The sequence below is a fragment of the Asanoa ferruginea genome (assembly GCF_003387075.1).
GTDB lineage: Bacteria > Actinomycetota > Actinomycetes > Mycobacteriales > Micromonosporaceae > Asanoa > Asanoa ferruginea.
In genome coordinates this window covers 208,148-227,118 of sequence record NZ_QUMQ01000001.1, presented here as the reverse complement: position 1 = coordinate 227,118, position 18,971 = coordinate 208,148, and the positions used below count along the sequence as shown (strand labels likewise).

The 18,971-nt window shown below is 70.9% G+C and carries 17 protein-coding genes and 1 pseudogene; 13 read left to right on the top strand and 5 right to left on the bottom strand.

Annotated features, from left to right (window positions below; genetic code table 11):
* Positions 1-148 precede the first annotated feature (148 nt).
* Positions 149-667, top strand: coding sequence for a hypothetical protein (locus tag DFJ67_RS01075; protein WP_147315374.1), 519 nt, complete (start codon positions 149-151; stop codon positions 665-667).
* A gap of 5 nt (positions 668-672) precedes the next feature.
* Here the strand turns inward: DFJ67_RS01075 and DFJ67_RS01070 are convergent, their stop codons facing one another.
* Complete coding sequence (locus DFJ67_RS01070) at positions 673-894, bottom strand: DUF397 domain-containing protein (protein WP_116066141.1); 222 nt, start codon at positions 892-894, stop codon at positions 673-675.
* A 102-nt stretch (positions 895-996) separates the two neighbouring features.
* Between DFJ67_RS01070 and pepN the strand changes: the two genes are divergently transcribed.
* From pepN to DFJ67_RS01010, 12 genes and pseudogenes are all read left to right on the top strand, one after another.
* Positions 997-3,480, top strand: coding sequence for an aminopeptidase N (pepN, locus tag DFJ67_RS01065; RefSeq protein ID WP_116066140.1), 2,484 nt, complete (start codon positions 997-999; stop codon positions 3,478-3,480).
* Between the two features lie 18 nt (positions 3,481-3,498).
* On the top strand, positions 3,499-4,107 hold the full coding sequence (gene nadD, locus DFJ67_RS01060; RefSeq protein ID WP_275407700.1) for a nicotinate-nucleotide adenylyltransferase: 609 nt from the start codon (positions 3,499-3,501) through the stop codon (positions 4,105-4,107).
* Positions 4,108-4,184: 77 nt separating this feature from the next.
* The gene (rsfS, locus tag DFJ67_RS01055; RefSeq protein ID WP_116066139.1) at positions 4,185-4,604 is read left to right on the top strand and encodes a ribosome silencing factor; all 420 of its coding nucleotides are present in this window, start codon (positions 4,185-4,187) and stop codon (positions 4,602-4,604) included.
* Positions 4,601-5,224, top strand: coding sequence for a histidine phosphatase family protein (locus DFJ67_RS01050; protein ID WP_116066138.1), 624 nt, complete (start codon positions 4,601-4,603; stop codon positions 5,222-5,224). Before rsfS ends, DFJ67_RS01050 begins: the two co-directional genes overlap by 4 nt.
* Positions 5,225-5,385: 161 nt before the next feature.
* Positions 5,386-7,935, top strand: coding sequence for a galactose oxidase family protein (locus DFJ67_RS01045; RefSeq protein ID WP_203784401.1), 2,550 nt, complete (start codon positions 5,386-5,388; stop codon positions 7,933-7,935).
* A 56-nt stretch (positions 7,936-7,991) separates the two neighbouring features.
* The gene (locus DFJ67_RS01040; protein WP_116075448.1) at positions 7,992-8,834 is read left to right on the top strand and encodes a DegV family protein; all 843 of its coding nucleotides are present in this window, start codon (positions 7,992-7,994) and stop codon (positions 8,832-8,834) included.
* A gap of 264 nt (positions 8,835-9,098) precedes the next feature.
* Positions 9,099-9,869, top strand: a complete 771-nt coding sequence (locus tag DFJ67_RS01035; RefSeq protein WP_409362997.1) for a helix-hairpin-helix domain-containing protein — start codon at positions 9,099-9,101, stop codon at positions 9,867-9,869.
* A complete protein-coding gene (locus DFJ67_RS01030) occupies positions 9,866-12,487 on the top strand; it encodes a ComEC/Rec2 family competence protein (RefSeq protein ID WP_409362996.1) in 2,622 nt (873 codons plus the stop codon). The genes DFJ67_RS01035 and DFJ67_RS01030 overlap by 4 nt, the downstream gene beginning before the upstream one ends.
* A 93-nt stretch (positions 12,488-12,580) precedes the next feature.
* Positions 12,581-13,591, top strand: a pseudogene (gene holA / locus DFJ67_RS01025) (DNA polymerase III subunit delta); the annotation flags it as partial.
* Between the two features lie 146 nt (positions 13,592-13,737).
* Positions 13,738-14,445 carry a hypothetical protein gene (locus tag DFJ67_RS01020; protein ID WP_116066136.1) on the top strand — a complete coding sequence of 236 codons (708 nt, stop codon included), beginning with the start codon at positions 13,738-13,740 and terminating at the stop codon, positions 14,443-14,445.
* Positions 14,446-14,528: 83 nt separating this feature from the next.
* A complete protein-coding gene (locus tag DFJ67_RS01015; RefSeq protein WP_116066135.1) occupies positions 14,529-14,852 on the top strand; it encodes a hypothetical protein in 324 nt (107 codons plus the stop codon).
* Positions 14,853-14,887: 35 nt separating this feature from the next.
* Complete coding sequence (locus DFJ67_RS01010; protein WP_116066134.1) at positions 14,888-15,349, top strand: heme-degrading domain-containing protein; 462 nt, start codon at positions 14,888-14,890, stop codon at positions 15,347-15,349.
* Positions 15,350-15,392: 43 nt separating this feature from the next.
* On the opposite strand, the gene DFJ67_RS01005 is transcribed toward DFJ67_RS01010, so the two are convergent.
* The 4 genes from DFJ67_RS01005 to DFJ67_RS00990 all read right to left on the bottom strand — a co-directional run bounded on the left by DFJ67_RS01005 (position 15,393) and on the right by DFJ67_RS00990 (position 18,852).
* On the bottom strand, positions 15,393-15,617 hold the full coding sequence (locus tag DFJ67_RS01005; protein WP_116066133.1) for a hypothetical protein: 225 nt from the start codon (positions 15,615-15,617) through the stop codon (positions 15,393-15,395).
* A gap of 126 nt (positions 15,618-15,743) precedes the next feature.
* Positions 15,744-16,574 (bottom strand): carbohydrate ABC transporter permease, encoded by an 831-nt coding sequence (locus tag DFJ67_RS01000; RefSeq protein ID WP_116066132.1) that lies wholly within the window; start codon positions 16,572-16,574, stop codon positions 15,744-15,746.
* Positions 16,571-17,563: a carbohydrate ABC transporter permease gene (locus tag DFJ67_RS00995; RefSeq protein WP_239097606.1), complete on the bottom strand. Its 993-nt coding sequence runs from the start codon at positions 17,561-17,563 to the stop codon at positions 16,571-16,573. The genes DFJ67_RS01000 and DFJ67_RS00995 overlap by 4 nt, the downstream gene beginning before the upstream one ends.
* A complete protein-coding gene (locus DFJ67_RS00990) occupies positions 17,560-18,852 on the bottom strand; it encodes a sugar ABC transporter substrate-binding protein (RefSeq protein ID WP_116066130.1) in 1,293 nt (430 codons plus the stop codon). Before DFJ67_RS00990 ends, DFJ67_RS00995 begins: the two co-directional genes overlap by 4 nt.
* Positions 18,853-18,971 lie beyond the last annotated feature (119 nt).

The window sequence follows — 18,971 nt, the reverse complement described above, 5'->3', positions numbered from 1 at the left end:
CTCAGCGTCCGCATCCGTCCACGCTAGCAGCCCGCGGGCGGATGGCGGAACCGTCGCTGGCCCCCTCCGCTGGCTCCTCCCGGGGAGCCGGATGGCGGCGAGACTCGGCGCGAGCGGGTGCACGGGGCGCCCGGCGGGGGAGGCGGCGATGCGCGTTCAACATTTCCTACTGGTGGTCGAGCGGCCGCCGAGCCTCACCCAGCAGCGCCGGCTGGCCGCGCTGCCGACGCCGCCGCGATCGGAGACCGGCGCCGACGGCACCCACCGCTTGACGTTCGACCGGCCCGGGTCCGTGCTGGCCGATGCCATCGCGGTGGCGATACACCAGGTCGAGCTGACCGGGCTGCGGGTCGTGCGGGTGGCCGACCGTGACTGGCTGACGCTGGCCGAGATCGGGGCGCGGATCGGCCGCTCGCGCGAGCTCGTCCGGCTGTGGGCGCTCGGCAAGCAGGGGCCGGGCGGGTTTCCGGCGCCGCTCGACCCCGACCGCGACACCAGCTTCTACAGCTGGGCCCAGGTGTCGCCGTGGCTGCGCGAGCGGCTCGGCTATGACCTGCCCGACGACGAGCCGATCCTGGCGGCCACCAACCTGGCGCTGCAACTGCGCGCGCTGGCGCCGCGGATCCAGCACATGCAGCTCATCCGCGACCTGCTGGCCGCGGCATGATCAGCTCAGGCGAGGTCAAACTCGCCGTCGCGGGCACCGGCCACGAACGCGTCCCACTCGCCCTGGGTGAAGACCAGCACCGCGCCCTGCGGGTCGGCCGAGTTGCGCAGCCCGATCAGGTCGTCGACGAACGCGACCTCGACCGCGCCGTGCTCGGCGGGCTCTTCGCCGACCCGCTGCCAAATGGCGCGCGACAGGTCGAAGTCTCCCTTGGGATGGTGTGCCATCGCGCTGCTCCTCGAATGCTCAAGCCGCGGGGGCGGACCGTCAGGCTATACCGCTTCGCGGGTGGGTCGACCTGTCCACTCCACTTCGTGCACGATAGGCGGATGCGCAGCCTGACCCAGAGGGAGGCGACCGACCGGGCCGCCGCGATCACCGTCGAGTCCTACGAGATCGATCTCGACGTCACCACCGCCGACCACTTCCGGTCGATGACCACCATCCGGTTCGGTGCTGCGCATCCCGGCTCGACCACGTTCGTCGAGGTCAAGCCCGTGCGCCTGCACGCGGTGTCGTTCAACGGCGCGCCACTCGACCCGGCCGCGCTCGACGGCAACCGGCTGGCCCTGGCCGACCTGCGCGCCGACAACGTGCTCACCGTCGAGGCCGACATGGCCTACTCCAACAGCTCCGAGGGGCTGCACCGGTTCGTCGACCCGGCCGACGGCGCCGTCTACCTGCACGCGACGTCCTTTCTCGACGAGGCGCAGCGCATCTTCGCCTGCTTCGACCAGCCCGACCTCAAGGCCCCGGTCACCATGCGGGTCACCGCGCCGGCCGACTGGGTGGTCGCGGCCAACGCCGCGGTCGCGTCGTCGACAGTGGTCGGTGACACGAGAACGTGGGCTTTCGCGACCAGCAAACCGCTGGCGACCTACTTCGTCACGGTGATCGCCGGGCCCTACCACGTCGTCGAGTCCACACACGACGGTCTGCCGCTGGCCGTCTATTGCCGGGCCTCGGTGGCGCAACACCTCGACAAGGACGCCGACGAGATCTTCGAGATCACCCGGCAGTGCCTCGACCGGTTCCACGAGCTCTTCGGCTTCCGCTACCCGTTCGGCAAATACGACCAGGCGTTCGTGCCCGAGTTCAACGCCGGCGCGATGGAAAACCCCGGCCTCGTGGTGATCCGTGACGACTACGTCTTCCGGTCGGCGGTCACCGACTCCGAGCGCGAGTTGCGCGCCATCACGATCGCGCACGAGATGGCACACATGTGGTTCGGCGACCTGGTCACCATGCGCTGGTGGGACGACCTGTGGCTCAACGAGTCGTTCGCCGAATACATGGGCACCCGGGTGCTGGCCGAGGCGACCCGGTTCCGCGACTCGTGGACCACGTTCGGCATGCGGCGCAAGGGTTGGGGTTACGAGACCGATCAGCGACCGTCGACCCACCCGGTGGCGCCCACCAGCGTTCCCGACTCGGCCGACGCGTTGGTCAACTTCGACGGCATCTCCTACGCGAAGGGCGCCTCAGCGCTGCGCCAACTCGTCGCCTGGGTCGGCGACGAGGCGTTCCTGGCCGGCATCCAGGCCCATTTCGCCGCGCACGCGTTCGGCAACGCGACGCTCGCCGACCTGCTCGGCGCGCTGACCACCGCGAGCGGCCGCGACCTGTCCACCTGGGCGGAGCTCTGGTTGCGCCGGGCCGGCGTCAACACGCTGCGGGTCTCGGTCGAGGGCGGCTACGACAGCGCCGCGGTGCTCCAGTCGGGCGACGTCCTGCGCCCGCACCGGGTCGCCTTCGGCCTTTACGACCGGGCCGACGGGGTGACCACGCTGCGGCGCCGGGTCGAGCTCGACGTCGACGGTCCGCGCACCGAGGTCACCGAGCTGCGTGGCGAGTCACCCGCCGACCTGCTGTTGCTCAACGACGGCGACCTGACCTTCGCCAAGATCAGGCTCGACCAGGCGTCCGCCGCGGCGGTGCCACACGTGCTTCCCACCCTGCGCGACCCGCTCACCCGCGCGGTGGTCTGGACCTCAACCATTGATGGCGTACGCGACGCGGAGCGCCCCGTCGTCGACCTCGTCGACCTGCTGGTGGCCGCCCTCCCGGCGGAGACCGAGGTGATCGTCGTCGAAGACGCGCTGCTCCAGGCCCGCAACCTGATCGACCGCTACCTGCCGCCGGCCGAGCGTTCGGCGGCGCTGGCCCGGGTCGCCGCGGTGTGCGAGACCCTGGTCGGCATGCCCGGCGCCGGTGCCTCGCGCCGCCTGGCCGCGATGCGCGCGCTGGTCGGCGCCAGCGTCGACGCGCCGCGGCTGCTGGGCTGGCTCGACGGCGCCGGCATCCCCGACGGCATCCAGGTCGACGAGGAGCTGCGTTGGCGGATCGTCTACCGGCTCGCGGTGCTGGGCGCGGTCGACGGCGACCGGATCACGGCGGAGTTGGCCGCCGACCGCAGCGCCTCGGGGGAGGAGTGGGCCGCCCGGGCCCAGGCCGCCCGCCCCGACGCGGCGGCGAAGGCGGCCGCCTGGGAAGCCGTGATCAACGACGACCGGCTGTCCAACCGACTGGTCGAGGCCAACGGGCGAGGGCTCTTCCAGCCCGAGCAGATCGAGCTGACCGCGCCCTATGTCGCGCGCTACTTCGACGAGATGCCGGCGGCCTCGCGACGGCGCACCCCCTATGCCGCCGAGCGCCTCGCCGGCCTGGCGTTTCCCCGCTACGCGGTCGAGCAGCGCACCCGGGATCTGGCCGCGGCGATGCTCGCCCGTGACGACCTGCCGCCCGTCCTGCGCCGGGCGGTGATCGACAACGACGATGACCTTCGTCTCGCTCTGGCTGCCCGGGCGAAGTGACGGGCATACGATCCGGTGATGAACGGTGACGACGATCTCGGCGTACGCCGGATCGGGATCATGGGTGGCACTTTCGACCCGATCCACCACGGCCACCTGATCGCGGCCAGCGAAGTCGCGGACAATTTCGCCCTCGACGAGGTCGTCTTCGTCCCGACGGGGCGCCCGTGGCAGAAAGAGGCGCGCGAGGTCTCGCCGGCTGAGGACCGCTACCTGATGACCGTGATCGCGACGGCCTCCAACCCGCGGTTCCACGTCAGCCGGGTCGACATCGACCGCGACGGCCCCACCTACACCGTCGACACCCTGCGTGACATCCGTTCCATGTACGGGCCGAAGACGCAACTCTTCTTCATCACCGGTGCCGACGCGCTGGAGCGCATCCTGTCGTGGAAAGACACCGACCAGATGTTCGAGTTGGCGCATTTCGTCGCGGTCACCCGCCCCGGCTTCACCCTGAGCAAGGCCCATCTGCCGGCTGACGCCGTATCGATGATCCAGGTTCCCGCGATGGCGATCTCGTCCACCGACTGCCGCACGCGGGTCGCGTCCGGCAAACCCGTCTGGTACCTGGTGCCCGACGGCGTGGTCCAATACATTGCGAAACGTCACCTTTACCGAGCGTGATTTCGCCTCTGCTGACCGCTGGCCACCGTGCGGCATGTGAGAGGCTTGTAGGGAATGCCGTCGACCAGAGGAGAACGGTGACCGCTTCCGACCGCACGCGCGAGCTGGCGCTCGCCGCCGCGCAGGCCGCAGCCGACAAGAAGGCGCAAGACATCGTCATCATCGACGTCGCCGAGCAATTGGTGATCACCGATGCCTTCCTGATCGCGTCCGCGCCCAACGAGCGGCAGGTCCTCGCCATCGTCGATGCGATCGAGGAGGCACTGCTCAAGCTGCCCGAGAAGGCCAAGCCCGTCCGCCGCGAAGGCGAGCGCGCCGGCCGCTGGGTGCTGCTCGACTACGTCGACCTGGTGGTGCACGTCCAGCACACCGAGGAGCGCGAGTTCTACTCGCTCGACCGGTTGTGGAAAGACTGCCCGGTGATCCCGTTCGTCGACCGTGATCTGGTGCCCGCGGCCCCCGCCGCCACCGGTGGCGAGGCGAGCCCGGCCGAATGACCAGACTGCTCGTCTGGCGGCACGGCAACACCGACTACAACGCGGGCGGCCGCGTCCAAGGCCAGACCGACGCGCCGCTCAACGCGCGTGGCCGGGACCAGGCTGCGGCCGCCGCCGCGCTGCTCGCCGCCTACCAGCCCGACGCGCTGGTCAGCAGTGACCTTTCCCGGGCGTACGACACAGCTTCTGCTCTCGCGTCCTTGACCGGTCTTTCGGTTTCGGTCGACACCCGCCTGCGCGAACGCCATTTCGGCGAGTGGCAGGGCATGCTGCTGTCCGACATCAAGACCGGGCACCCCGCTGAATACGCCCGCTGGCGGGCCGGCGACCCGTCGCCCGGTTGCGGCATCGAGAGCCTCGACGACCTGTCCAAGCGGGTGCTCGAAGCGCTCCAGGACGCCGCGGCCCTGGCGCCCGGCGGCACCGTGGTGGTGACCACCCACGGCGGCGCGGCCCGGCAGGGTTGCGGTGCGCTGCTCGGCTGGCCCAACGAGGCGACCCGCACGCTCGGCTCGCTGAGCAACTGCCACTGGACCGAGTTGCGCGACCGCACCCCGCGGGTCGGCGGCACGGGCTGGCAGTTGATGGCACACAACCGGGGCGTTCTCGGCCAAAGCTGAGCCGTTCTCACGAAAGTCGGATTTGTGAGGCGATTCGGGCGCCGCGAATTCGGGTGCCCGTTTTCGGCACTTTCGGCTGATGGTAACGATCTTGCCCGGTGGGAGCCTTATGCACCAACCCAGTTACTGGGAGTTATTCGGCGTGTGACGGGGTGTCGCCGATGGAAACTTTCAAACGTCCGTTCGCCCGCAGGCTGGTTCCGATCGGGGTCCTTCTGGTCGGTCTGATCGTGGTGCCGATGCCTGGCTATGCCCGCGATCCGGCTCCGGTCCGGCCTGCCTCGGGTGTCGACCCGCATGCCGCCCACCGCGTCGCGGCGGAGCCGACCCCCGGGCCCTCGATGCCCGGAATGGTGATGAGCGAACCACCCGCCGAGGCATACGTCGCCCGCGCCGCACCGCTGCCCGCGACCGGCTGGGTCGCCACCGCCAGCGACCAGCAGGGGACCTTCCCCGCCGGCAACGTGCTCGACCGCAAGCCGGCGACGATCTGGCATTCGCGCTTCACCGCGCCGGCCACGCCGCTGCCGCACAGCATCACGATCGACATGCGCGGCGCCACCAGCATCAAGGGGCTGACCTATCAGGGTCGGCAGGACGGCTCGAAGAACGGCAACGTGGGGCGCTACTCCATTTCGGTCAGCAACAACGGGACGGCGTGGGGCTCGCCGGTGACGACCGGCACGTGGGGCGACACGACGACGGTGAAGACCGCCGTCTTCGCGACCGTCAGCGCGCGCTACCTCCGGCTGACCGCGCTGACCGAGGCGGGCAACCGCGGGCCGTGGTCCTCGGCAGCCGAGCTAACCGTGATCGGCACGCCCGCCGTCGGGCCCGCGCTGCCCCGGGCCGGCTGGACCGCGAGCGCCGGCGACCAGGCGGTGGCCTACCCCGCAGGCAACGTGCTCGACGGCAACGCCACGACGATCTGGCACTCCCTGTTCTCGCCGGCCGTGCCGCTGCCGCACGCCATCACCATCGACATGAAGGCCACCAGGCGCATCGGCGGCCTGACCTACCTCCCGCGCGCCGACGCGTCGAGCAACGGCAACGTGGGCCGCTACTCCGTTTCGGTCAGCGTCGACGGCACCACCTGGCAGACGCCGATCGCCAACGCCGCCTGGCCCGACGACAAGAGCGCGAAGACCGTCGCCTTCGCCGCGGTCGACGCCCGCTACGTGCGACTGACCGCGACCACCGAGGCCGGCAACCGAGGCCCGTGGTCGTCGGCGTCCGAGGTCGAGGTGCACGGCTCGGCACCGGCTGCGGGCGTCGGCGGCCGGTGGGGCCCGCCGATCGGCTTCCCCGCCGTACCCGTGACCGCTGTCCTGCTGCCCAACAACAAGCTGCTCACCTTCGCCGCGAACACCGACCGGAGCTTCGACAAGGTCGCCGCCACGACGATCGTGTCCATCCTGGACCTGGCCACCGGCCTGGTCAGCGCGCCGTCGACCATCAACACCCAGCACCAGATGTTCTGCAGCGGGCTGGCCATCCTGGCCGACGGCCGGGTGCTCATCAACGGCGGCAGCACCAACGGCGCGACCACCATCTACAACCCGGCGAACAACACCTGGACCAAGGGGCCGCGGATGCAGATCCCGCGCGCCTACCACAGCAGCACGCTGCTCTCCGACCGGCGGGTTTTCGCCATCGGCGGTTCCTGGTTCGACTCCGCCGGCGGCAAGAACGGCGAGGTCTTCACACCGAGCGGCACGACGGGTACGTGGGCGAAGCTGACCGGCGTGCCGGCGACCAAGGTCCTCACCGCCGACCCGGGCGGGGTCTTCCGCGCCGACAACCACACGTGGCTGTTCGCCATCTCGGGCGGCGCGGTCTTCCAGGCGGGCCCGAGCAGGCAGATGAACTGGATCACGACGAGTGGGGCCGGCACCATCGTGGGCGCCGGCAACCGGGCCGACAGCGCCGACGCGATGAACGGCAGCGCGGTCATGTATGACGTCGGCCGGATCCTGACCTTCGGCGGTGCCACGGCCTACCAGGACGTCGGCACGGTCAAGAACGTCCAGGCCACCCGGCGGGCCTACACCGTTGACATCCGGGCCGGGCGCGGCCAGCCGGTCGTCACGAGCAGGGTCGGGGATCTGGCGTACGCACGTGCGTACACCAATGGCGTGGTCCTTCCGGACGGCAGCGTGCTGGCGCTCGGCGGCCAGCAGCACCCGCAGTCGTTCACCGACACCGGCGCCGCGCTGAGCCCGGAGCTGTGGAATCCGGAGACCGGCGAGTTCAGCCTGATGGCGCCGGAGGCGGAGCCGCGCACCTACCACGGCGTGGCGCTGCTGCTGCCCGACGGCCGGGTGTTCTCGGGCGGCGGCGGGCTCTGCGGCAACTGCGCAACCAACCACGCCAACGGCCAGATCTTCACGCCGCCCTACCTGCTGAATTCGGACGGGTCCGGACGGACCCGGCCGACGATCACCGCGGCGCCCGCGACGGCGCGGCCCGGCGCGACGATCACGGTGACCACGGGTGCGGCGGTTCCGCGGTTCGCGCTCGTGCGCACCTCGGCCGTGACGCACACGGTCAACACCGACCAGCGGCGGATCCCGCTGACTTCCGTCAGCGGCACCTCGCACAGTCTGCGGATCCCGGCCGACACGGGTGTCGTGCTGCCTGGCGACTACCTTCTCTTCGCGCTCGACGCGCACGGCACGCCGAGCGTCGCCAGGTTCATCCGGATCAACTGACGGCTTTCTTCCGGCCATCGCCCGCGTGGTTGGCTGATCTCGGCTACCGTGCCGGCATGTCCGTAGCGGTCGTCACCGACTCCACCTCCTACCTGCCGCCAAACGCGCCGGCGGCGATGTCGGTGGTGCCGTTGACAGTCGTGATCAACGGCGTCGAGGGGTCGGAGGGGGTCGACGTCACGCCGGCCGAGGTAGCCCGCGCGTTGGGCGGCCGGCGGGTCTCGGTGACCACGTCGCGCCCGTCGCCGGCGGCGTTCGCGTCGCTGTATCGCCAGTTGCTGTCCGGCGGGGCTTCTTCCGTGGTGTCAGTGCACCTTTCCGCTCAGCTCTCCGGGACGGTCGAGTCGGCCCGGCTCGCCGCTGCCGAAGTCGGGCCGCAAGTGTCGGTCGTCGACGCCAAGTCGACGGGGATGGGGCTCGGCTTCCCGGCGTTGGCGGCCAGCGCGGCGGCCGCCGCGGGTGGCTCGGCTTCGACGGTGGCCCTGGCGGCGGTCACGGCCGCCTCGCGCACGTCGACGCTGTTCTATGTGGACACGCTGGAGTTCCTCCGTCGCGGCGGCCGGATCAGCGCGGCGTCGGCGCTGCTGGGCACGGCCCTGTCGGTGAAGCCGATCCTGCACATGGTCGACGGCGGGATCGTGCTGCTCGACAAGGTACGCACGGCCAGCCGCGGTCTGGCCCGCCTGGTCGACCTCGCGGTGGAGGCGGCCGGGGATGCCGACGTGGACGTGGCGGTGCACCATCTCGACGGGGCTGAGCGGGCGTCGCAGCTCGCTTCCACGCTTTCCGCGCGGCTCGGGGAGCGCCTTCAGGACCTGTATGTCACGGAGATCGGCGCTGCGGTCGCCGCCCACGTCGGGCCGGGGCTGGCGTCGGTGGTCGTGCACCGGCGGGCGTAGGTCTTTTCCACAGCTTCTTGGTTGTCCACAGGCCGCCGTCGGTCTTGGTGTCGGCGCCTTAACGTCGCCGGCGTGTCTGATGACGAGACGCTCGCCCGCCAGCGCTTGGCACGCCTCAGTGCCGGGCCCGATCCTTATACGGCGCTAACGCGTCCGCTGCGGTCGCCCTTCGAGGGCCTCGACGACCCGGCGACGCTTGCCACGACGTTTCCGCGCTCTTCGTCCCCCGAGGCCCTGGCTTCTTCTGGGCCGCCGCCTTCGCGTCTGCTGGGTGGTGGCGGGCCGTTCGACCCTGAGCCCGGTGGGCCGTTGGCTTCTTCTGGGCCGCCGCCTTCGCGGTTGGTGGGTGGTGGGGGGCCGTTTGATCCTGAGCCTGGCGGATCGTTGGCTTCTTCTGGACCGCCGCCCTCGCGGTTGCTGGGTGGTGCGGGGCCGTTTGACCCTGGGCGGCGGGGGATCAAGGCCCTCGCGGCCGTGGCCGCGGTGGTGGTGTTGGTGGCGGCCTTCTTCGCCTACCGGGCCCGGCCCAAGGTGGAGCCGGTGGCGGCGGTTTCGGCGCCGCCTGTTGTGGATGCCGCGCCTGCGAGCAGCAGCCCCAGCGAGATCGTGGTGGCAGTGGCTGGCAAGGTCCGAAAGCCCGGCCTGGTGCGGTTGCCGGCCGGCGCGCGGGTAGCCGACGCGGTCGAGGCCGCCGGCGGCACGCTGCCCGGGATGGATCTGGCGTCGGTCAACCTCGCCCGCCGCCTCACCGATGGCGAACTGGTGCTGATCGGTGTGACACCGCCGCCGGGGTCGACCGGCGAGTCACCGGGTGCCGGGCCGGTTGCCGGCGGGGCGGGCGGCGGAAAGATCAACCTCAACAGCGCGACGCTGGCTGAGCTCGACAGCCTGCCCGGAGTCGGCCCGGTGCTGGCGCAGCGGATCCTCGACCACCGCACGGCCAAGGGCGGCTTCAAGTCGGTCGGCGACCTGCGCAACGTCGACGGCATCGGCGCCAGCCGGTTCGAGGAGCTCAAGGATCTGGTGACGGTATGACCGGCGCACCGGCTGAGGCCGCGCTCGATGCGGCGGCGCCGGCGGCCGTGGGCCGGCAGCCTCCGGACCTGCGGCTCGCCGGGATGGCGCTCGGCACGTGGCTGAGCGCGTTGGGGGCGCTGTTCGCGAGTGCGCGCACGGGTGGACTGGTCGCAGCTGGAGCGGGCGCGCTCGCGGTCCTCCTGCTCCTCGGACGTCGCGCAGCAGGCGGCCACCCGACGCCCGCGTCCGGTGGACTCGGCCCGGCGAGTGGTGCTCCGGTCGAGGGGAGGGTGGGACCTTCGGCGTCGGGACGTGCGAGCCAGGCCGTCGTGGTTGGTCCCGGCGGTCTCGTCCGGTCGTTCTTCGCGGGCGCGGCGGCCACTTGCGTTCGACGAGCGGGCCTCCGCCGGCCCCGCGCTTACGACATCATGCGGCGCCTACGCGCGGGCGCCGCCGGACCCGCGGCGCACCGCATCGCCGTTGTCGTCCTGCTCGGTGTCGTCTGTGGGGCCGGCGCGACGGCCGCCCGCGTAGCCGTGCGAGACGCGCCGGCCATCACCGCGCTCACCGAGCACCGGACGTCGGTCGTGGCGGAGCTCGTCGTCCGCGACGACCCGCGGCTCGTGGCCAGCTCGAGCCGGCCGATGCATGTCGTCGCCGCGGAGCTTCGCTGGCTCCGGCCGATCGACGCCGACCAGCAGCGGATCGACGCGCGGGTCCGGGTCCTCGTGCTCGCCACCCATCCGGCCTGGGGCGCGCCGCTGCCAGGCCAGCGGGTGCGGGTGGAGGGGCGGCTCGACCGGCCGCGCGGCGGTGACCTGACCGCCGCGGTCATCTCGTCCAGCGCCGCACCGGAACTGCTCGGCCGGTCGTCGTGGGCCCAGCGGGCGGCCGGCTCGCTGCGTGCCGGCCTCCAGCGCGCCTGCCGGAACCTGCCCCCGGAAGCCGGCGGCCTGCTGCCCGGCCTCGTCCTCGGCGACACGAGCCGGTTGGACCCGGCCGTGGTCGACGACTTCCAAACCACCGGCCTTACCCACTTAACGGCCGTATCGGGAGCAAATGTCGCGATTGTGATCGGCTTCGTCCTGCTCATCACCCGCTGGTGCCGCGCCGGCCGCTGGACCTCGGCGATCCTGTGCGGGCTCGCGCTGGTCGCGTTCGTGATCCTGGTCCGTCCGTCGCCGAGTGTCGTACGCGCCGCGACCATGGGCGCGATCGGCCTCATGGCGTTGGCGAGTGGCCGGTCGCGGGCCGCACTCCCGGCCCTGGCGGCCGCGATCGTCGTGCTGGTCGTCGTCGACCCGGAACTAGCCGGCGACGCCGGCTTCGCGTTGTCGGTGCTCGCGACCGGCGGCCTGCTCATGCTGGCGCCGAAGATCCGCGACTGGCTGCGCAGCCGGCGCGTGCCACCCGGCCTGGCCGAGGCGCTCGCGATCCCGGCGGCCGCTCAGGTGACCTGCGGTCCGGTCGTCGCCGCCCTCTCGGGCGCGGTGAGTCTCGTGTCGATCCCGGCCAACCTCCTCGCCGCCCCGGCCGTGGCGCCGGCGACCGTGCTCGGCGTCAGCGCCACGATCGTCTCCGCGGTGTGGCCGTCGGGCGCCGGCTTCCTCGCCTGGGTCGCGCACTGGCCGGCGCGGTGGCTGGTCCTGATCGCCCGCTACGGCGCTGACACCCCGATGGGCAGCGTGCCGTGGCCCGGCGGTGTCGGTGGCGGGCTGCTGCTGGGTGCGTTGACCGTGGTCCTGCTGGTCGCCATGCGGCGCCGCGTGGCGCGGCGGCTGGTCGCCGTCGTGAGCGTCGCGGTCGTCGTCGGTGCGCTGCCGGTGCGGATCCTGACCAGCACCTGGCCGCCACCGGGTTGGGTGATCGTGGCGTGCGACATCGGCCAGGGCGACATGGCGGTGCTCCGCGCCGGTCCCGCGAGCGCGGTGGTGATCGACACCGGGCCGGACCCGGGCGCGGCCGACGGCTGCCTCGACCGGCTCGGGGTCCGGACCGTGCTTCTCCTCGTCATCAGCCACTTCCACGCCGACCACGCGGGCGGCATCGAGGGTGTCGGCCGCGGCCGCCGGATCGTGGCTGTCGCCACCCCGCGGCATGCGGAGCCGGTCGACGGGCGGGATCTGGTCCTGCGGGCGGCCGCCGAGTCCGGTGCGGTCCTCACGGCCGTCGACGTGGGGTGGCGGTCAACGCTGGGCACGGTCGACCTCGTGGCGTTCGGGCCGCCGGTGGAGATGACCGGAACACGGTCGGACCCCAACAACAACTCACTCGTTCTCCGGGCGACCGTCGACGGGGTGGGGGTCATGCTTCCCGGCGACGCCGAAGAGGAGGAGCAGCGGGCCACCGTCGACCGCTTCGGCGCCTCCGCGTTGCGGGCCCAGGTGCTCAAGGTCGCCCACCACGGCTCGGCCTACCAGGAGCCGGCCTTCCTCGATGCCGTCGACCCGGTGGTGGCGTTGGTGTCGGTCGGTGTCGACAACGGGTACGGCCATCCGAACCCCGCCCTCCTGGCCCGGCTGGGGCGCGACGGCGCTCGGGTGCTGCGTACCGACCTGGCCGGTGACCTGGCCGTTGTCCGGAGAGGAGGTGGTCTCGCGGTCGTGACGTCGGGCGCTCCCGGTGCACGCGCATAATCCCGTGCACGGGATGATCGACCCATCGCGGCACAGCTGATGGCGGAATGTAATTTGTCGGGATTTACGGTTGATGAGTGATCGACAACTCATATGGGTGAGGACGTTCGATCAGTCAGAGGCGCGTGCGAGTATGGCCCGGTGACCGGCGGCCTTCCCACAACACAACTCGTGCTCGGCGACGAGGAACTGCTGGTGACGCGCGCCGTCGAGAAGGCCATCGAAGCCGCTCGGGCGGCCGACGCGTCCACCGACGTCCGGCAATACGAGGCCAACGCGCTCGCCGCCGGTGAGCTGTCCGAGATGATCAGCCCGTCGCTGTTCGGCGGTCGCCGCCTGGTGGTCATCCGCAACGGGCAAGACGCCCGCAAGGATCTCGTGGCCGCGCTGCTCGATTATGCGAAGCACCCCGATCCCGACGTGCTGTTGGTCGTCACCCACACCGGCGGCGGCCGGGCCAAGGCGCTCGCGGACGGCCTGCGCACCGCCGGCGCCGACGTGGTGACCGCCGCGAAGCTCAAGTCACACCGCGACCGCGTCGCGTTCGTCCGCGAAGAGCTCAAGCGCGGCAGCACCCGCGGCTCCGAAGAGGCCGCCGAGGCGTTGCTGGCCGCCGTCGGCAACGACCTGCGCGACCTGTCGGCCGCCTGCTCGCAACTACTGGCCGACGTCGAGGGCCGGATCGACGCCTCGACGGTGGCCCGCTACTACCGCGGCCGCGCCGAGGTCACCGGCTTCACGGTGGCCGACGCCGCGATGGTCGGCGACGTGCCGGCGGCGCTCGAGGCGTTGCGCTGGGCGCTACACGTCGGCGTCGACCCGGTCCCGATCGCCGACGCCATCGCCGACGGCGTCCGCACGGTCGCCCGGGTGGCGTCCGCGGGCCGTGGCAACGCCTACCAGATGGCGAGCAGCCTGGGCATGCCCGCGTGGAAGATCGAGCGCGCGCAGCGCCAGGGCCGCGGCTGGACCCCGGAGGGCCTTGTCGTCGCGATGCGCGCCGCCGCCGACTGCAACGCCGAGGTCAAGGGCGGTGCCGACGACCGGGGGTACGCCCTCGAACGCGCCGTCTTCGCCGTCGTCGCGGCGCGCGGCGGCGGCTCCGGCCCCGACGGCCCCTCGGGCGGTTCGTCCCGTCGCGCAGGATCGGCCGACGCCGGGTCGCCGATGGACGGCCGCGCCGCCGCTCGGGCGGCGGCCGCGGGCCGCGGAGGTTCCGCCGCGGGAGACCGCAGATCTGGTGGTGGCTGATGACAGCACGACGCCTCGCGGCTCCGTTCGCCTCAACCCCGGCGGTCAGCGGCCGCCCGTTCTACGCGCGGGTGCTGCGCCTCCAGCACCTCAACCCGAGCTCGACGCTGTGCTTCGTCTTCCTGGAAGGCGCGACCGCGCTCGCGATCATCCTGGCCCTGGCCGAGCTGATCCCCCTCTGGGGCACCGTCCTGCTGCCGCTATGCATCGCCGCGATGGTCAAAATCAACGACCTGGTCGCCGGCGCCGCCGTCCGCGCAGCCGCGACGGGCCCCGGCCGCCGCCCGATGCGGCCCCTGCGACCGTTCCGCACGATCGGCCGCGCCACCGTCCCGGGCGGCGCCGGCGCCGACAAGGTCGGCCGCGTCTACCGCTCGGCCCCGGCCGAAGCGGCCGCACCGGCCGCAACCAACAAGGCCACCAAGCCGACTGACCCGACCGACCCCGTCGACCCGCACCGCGACCAGACCGCGACGGCGGAGCACGCCGGTTGGTCCGACGGCGCGCCGCCCACCGGAGACGGCCACCGCGTCATCCACGGCGGCGCGACCCCGTCGGCCACCCGCGCCACGGCGGTCAATTCGCCCCCGGTCGACCTCCACCAGAGCAAGGCAGCCCGAACCCCCACAGCCCACGACTGGGCCGCCGACGTCTGTGACACCCCAGCGCAACGCGCACGCCACGCCGCGACCCGCCGCTACGAATAGCGCCCCAGGCGCCGCCCCCGGCCGGTCAGGAGAGGCATCGACATCGCTGGTGGTTGAGGTCGGCCGGATGCCAAGATCGGTCGGTGTCGTTCTGGCAGGTCCTCTGGCGCATCGGAATTCCACTCCTCGCCCTCGCCGCCGCGGTGGTCATGGTGTGGATCGCGTTCTCCGAGAACCCAGACGACTTCTCGCGGCCACGGGGCTGGCAGTGGATCTGGGTTTTGATCTGGCTCAGGACGGCCGGTGAGGCGGCGTTCGGCGACGACCGATGGTGGTTCGAGCGGACCTGGAAAGGCGCTGCCGCGCTGATCGTCGCCGTCGCGGTTGTTGTCGGCGCGTGGCGTCACTACCGGTGGCGCAGGCTGACCCGGGCCGCGACTCCGAGCGAACCAGGCCGCCCTGCTTAGATCGTTGAGACGATCCAGGAAAGGGACGGCCAACCATGACGCCAGAGCTTCAGGAGCAGGAAGAACGACTCCGGTTCGACCGCTTTGACCATGACGATGCCTGGGAGCTCGGAAGTCGTCTGGTCGGGATGGCCCGGGAGCGCGGGCACGCGGTCACCGTCGACATCCGCCTCGGTGACCAGCAGGTCTTCCACTGCGCGCTGGCCGGCACCACGCCCGACAACGACGACTGGATCGAGCGCAAGATCCGGGTCGTCCGGCGGTTCGGGCGCAGCTCCTACCGGATCGGCCAGTCCTACCGCGACCGCGGCACCACCTTCGAGGAGCAGGCCCACCTCGACCCCGCCTTGTACGCCGCGCACGGTGGCTGCTTCCCGATCATCCTCAAGGGAACCGGCCCGGTCGGCACCGTCACCGTCTCGGGCCTGCCGCAACTCGACGACCACCGCCTCGTCGTCGAGGCCCTCGGCCTCTTCCTGGAGTCCAAGGCCGGATAGGCAGGGCAGGCGCGGCGCTGAGCACCGCGCCTGCCGCCGGTCGCTACTTGGCGATGCGGGCGAGTTCGGCGATCGCCTGCGCGGCCGTCACGTACTTGTTGCCGGCCAGGTCGCCGATGGTGTTGATGTTGAACGCCTTCTTCAGCGCCTCGGCGTCGGCGTCACTGACGCCGGCAAGCGCGGACACGGGTGCGTTGGCCAGCTCGGTCAACGGGGTCGACTCGTAGGCCTTGTCCAGCACCGCGTCCAGGTTCATGGAGATCGGCATACCTGTGTTTCCTTCCCATGGCGAAGCCGCCGGACGGCTGCCGGCGGCGGCTGGGAGATTACCCCGTCCGCTTCGAAGGATGTCGGCGTCCGCGTCGTTCTTAGTAGACGAACAACACACGAACTCTCAGCCCTTCAACGCACCCGCCGACAGGCCGCCCACCATGCGTCGTTGCACGATCAGGAAGAAGATCAGCACCGGGAGGGTGAGCAGCGTCGACGCCGCCATGACCGGGCCCCACGCGGTGTCGTCGCGGCCGAAGAAGAAGGTCATCGCCACCGGCAGCGTGTAGCGGCTCTGGTCGTTGAGGAACGTCAGAGCGAAGATCAGCTCGTTCCAGGCCACGATGAACGAGAAGATGCTCGTCGCCACCAGGCCGGGGGCCACCAGCGGGAACAGGATGCGCCGGTAGATCTGCAAGCGGCTCGCGCCGTCGATCGCGGCCGCTTCCTCCAACTCCACCGGGACCGCGGCCACGAAACCGCGGAGCATCCAGACCGCGAACGGGAGCGAGAAGCCCACATAGGTCAGCACCAGGCTGCCCAGGGTGTCGTAGAGGCCCAGCCGCTGGATCATCAGGAACAGCGGGATGACCAGCGCCTCCAGCGGGATCATCTGGACCACCAGCAGCAGGACCAGGAAGGTGGTCCGCAACCGGAAACGGAACCGGGACACCGCCGTCGCCGCCAGCAACGCGATCACACCGCTGATCACGACGGTGCAAAAAGCGACCACGACGCTGTTGCGGAAGAAGTCCAGGAAGCTGACACCGGGGATCAGGTCGCCCGACAGGATCGCGCGGTAGTGCGCGAGCGTCGGATGCCGCGGGAACGGCACCGGGCCACCGGAGAAGATCTCCGGGGTGGTCTTGAACGAGGTGGCGACCATCCACACGACCGGGAAGACCGCGAACGCCGCGACCAGCAGGCCGGCCAGGTTGAGCGCGGACCGCTTCACAGCTCCTCCTGCTTCAGCAGGGTACGCACGTACACGCCGGTGACGATCAACAGGATGACCGTGAGCACGACGGCGATCGCGGCGCCCAGGCCGTATTTCGGCGGCGGTGAGAACGCGGTCGCGTACGAGTAGATGGACAGCATGAACGTCGGGCGGTCCTGGGTGCCGCCGGCCAGCACGTACTGCTGCGTGAAGACCTTGAAGTCCCAGATCGTGGAGAGCACCACGAGGATCCCGAAGACCGGGCGCAGCAGCGGGAACGTGATCGACCAGAACGACCGCCACGGGCCGGCGCCGTCGACCCGGGCCGCCTCCAGCAACTCCGACGGCAGGCTCTTGAGGCCGGCCAGCACCGACACCGCGATGAACGGGAACGAGTGCCACACGATGACCAGCGTCAGGATCGAGAAGAACGACAGCGGCGCGTTGAACCACCCGTAACCGGTCCAGTCGGAGCGGCCGAACAAAGCCGCCGAAAGACCGTCCGGCAGCGCGTTGAACAACCAGGTGACCAGGCCATTCGTGTCGTCGAAGATCCATTTCCAGGTGATCGTGCCGGTCAGCGCCGGCGTCGCCCAGGCGAGCAGGACGCAGCCGCCGACGAACGCCGCCATCCGCTTGCCGAGCCGGTGCAGCAGCAGGCCGACCAGCGTGCCGAGCACCATCGTCAGCGCGACGTTGGCCAGCGCGAACAGCACCGTGTTGCGCAGCACCATCTGGAAGAACGGGTCGGTCAGGATCTCGCGGTAGTTGGCCAGCCCGGCCCACGGCCATTCGCGCTGGCCACGGACCTGACGCACGCTGTCGAGGTCGTAGAGCGACATCACCACGATCTGCCCGAGCGGCCACAGCAACAAGGCCGTGATCACGAGCAGACAGGGCAGCATCAGCAGGTACGGGAGGCGGCCCGGCCCCCGGCTCCATGATCGGGCCGGCGGCGCGGGCCGCTCCGGTGTCACGTCGGGAACGACGCGGGTATCGGTGCTCACTTCGCGTTGAGGATGCTCTCGATCTCGGCGGCCGCGTCGGTCGTCGCCTGGTCGACCGTCTTCTGGCCCTTGATGATCGAGGTGTTCATCGCCTGTGTCACCGTCTTGGTGCGGCTGACCTCGACCCACTTCGGCGTCATCGGGGTGAGCTTGGTGGCCTTCATGGTCGCCGCGAAGGCCGCCATGATCTTGTCATCGTTGTAGCCCGCCGCGACCAGGTCGGTGTAGACCGGGAAGAACTTGAGGCTGTCGGCCCACTTCTTGTTGTTCTGCTTGTCGAGCAGCACGGTCATGTAGTCCCAGGCCACGTCCTTGACCTTGCTGTCTTCCCAGAGCGCGATGTCGGAGCCGCCCGCGAACGCGGGTGCCGCGTTGCCGGTCGGGCCGGGGATCGGGAAGGTGCCCCAGACCTTGTCGAGGTTGGGGTCGGCCTCCAGCATGGCGGCCTGCTGCCAGCTCCCGGCGAACGCCATCGCGGCCTTGCCGGTGGCGAACTGGGTGCGCGCGTCGACCTCGTTCCAGGCGGCCGCCGCGGGCGGTGCCACCTTGTGCACGGTGACCAGGTCGGTCCAGAACTTCACGGCCTGGCGGGACTCGGCCGAGGTGTAGCCGGACTTCCAGGTGCCGCCGTTGTCGGTCGCGATCTCACCGCCGGCGCCCCAGAGGAACGAGTAGAACGGCAGCTCGGAGTTGCCCGGCAGCGCGATGCCGTAGGTGCCCGGCTTCTTGGCCTGCACCGCCTTGGCCACCGAGACCAGCTCGTCCCAGGTCTTCGGCGGTGTCACGCCGGCCTCCTGGAACCAGTCGGTGCGGTAGTAGATCGCGCGCACCCCGGCGTACCAGGGAATGCCGTATTGCTTGCCGTCGAGCTGGGCGTTCTTCACCAGGTCGGGCAGGATGTCCTTGCCCGGTGCCCAGCCGCCGAGCCGGTCGGTCAGGTCGGCGAGGGCCTCCTGCTGCGCCCAGCCCTGCGTCTCGGTGTTGCCGAGCTCGGTGACGTCGGGGCCTTCGCCGCCGGCGAGCGCCGCCTGGAACTTCTTCGGCGCCTCGAGCCACGGGATGTATTGAACGACCACGTCGGTGCCGGGATGCTTCTTCTTGAACTCGGTCTCGACGCCATCGAGGAACGTGTTCTGTGCGTCGCCGCCTTCGCCCATCATCCAGACGGTGAGCTTGGCGGGGTCCGCCTGCTGTTCGTTGCCGCTATCGTCGCTGCCGCAGGCGCTGGCGAGCAGCGCGGCCGTAAGGACCACCGTGACAACCTGGAACGGTATCCGCCTCGTCTTCACCAGGCATTCCCTTCCGCGATGGGGGTTCGGGGGATGTAGGTAACCTTCCTCGCGGCAGACTAGTACGAAAATTTCTTTTACGACAGGCCCTCAGGTCACACATAGGAAACGGGCGCCCC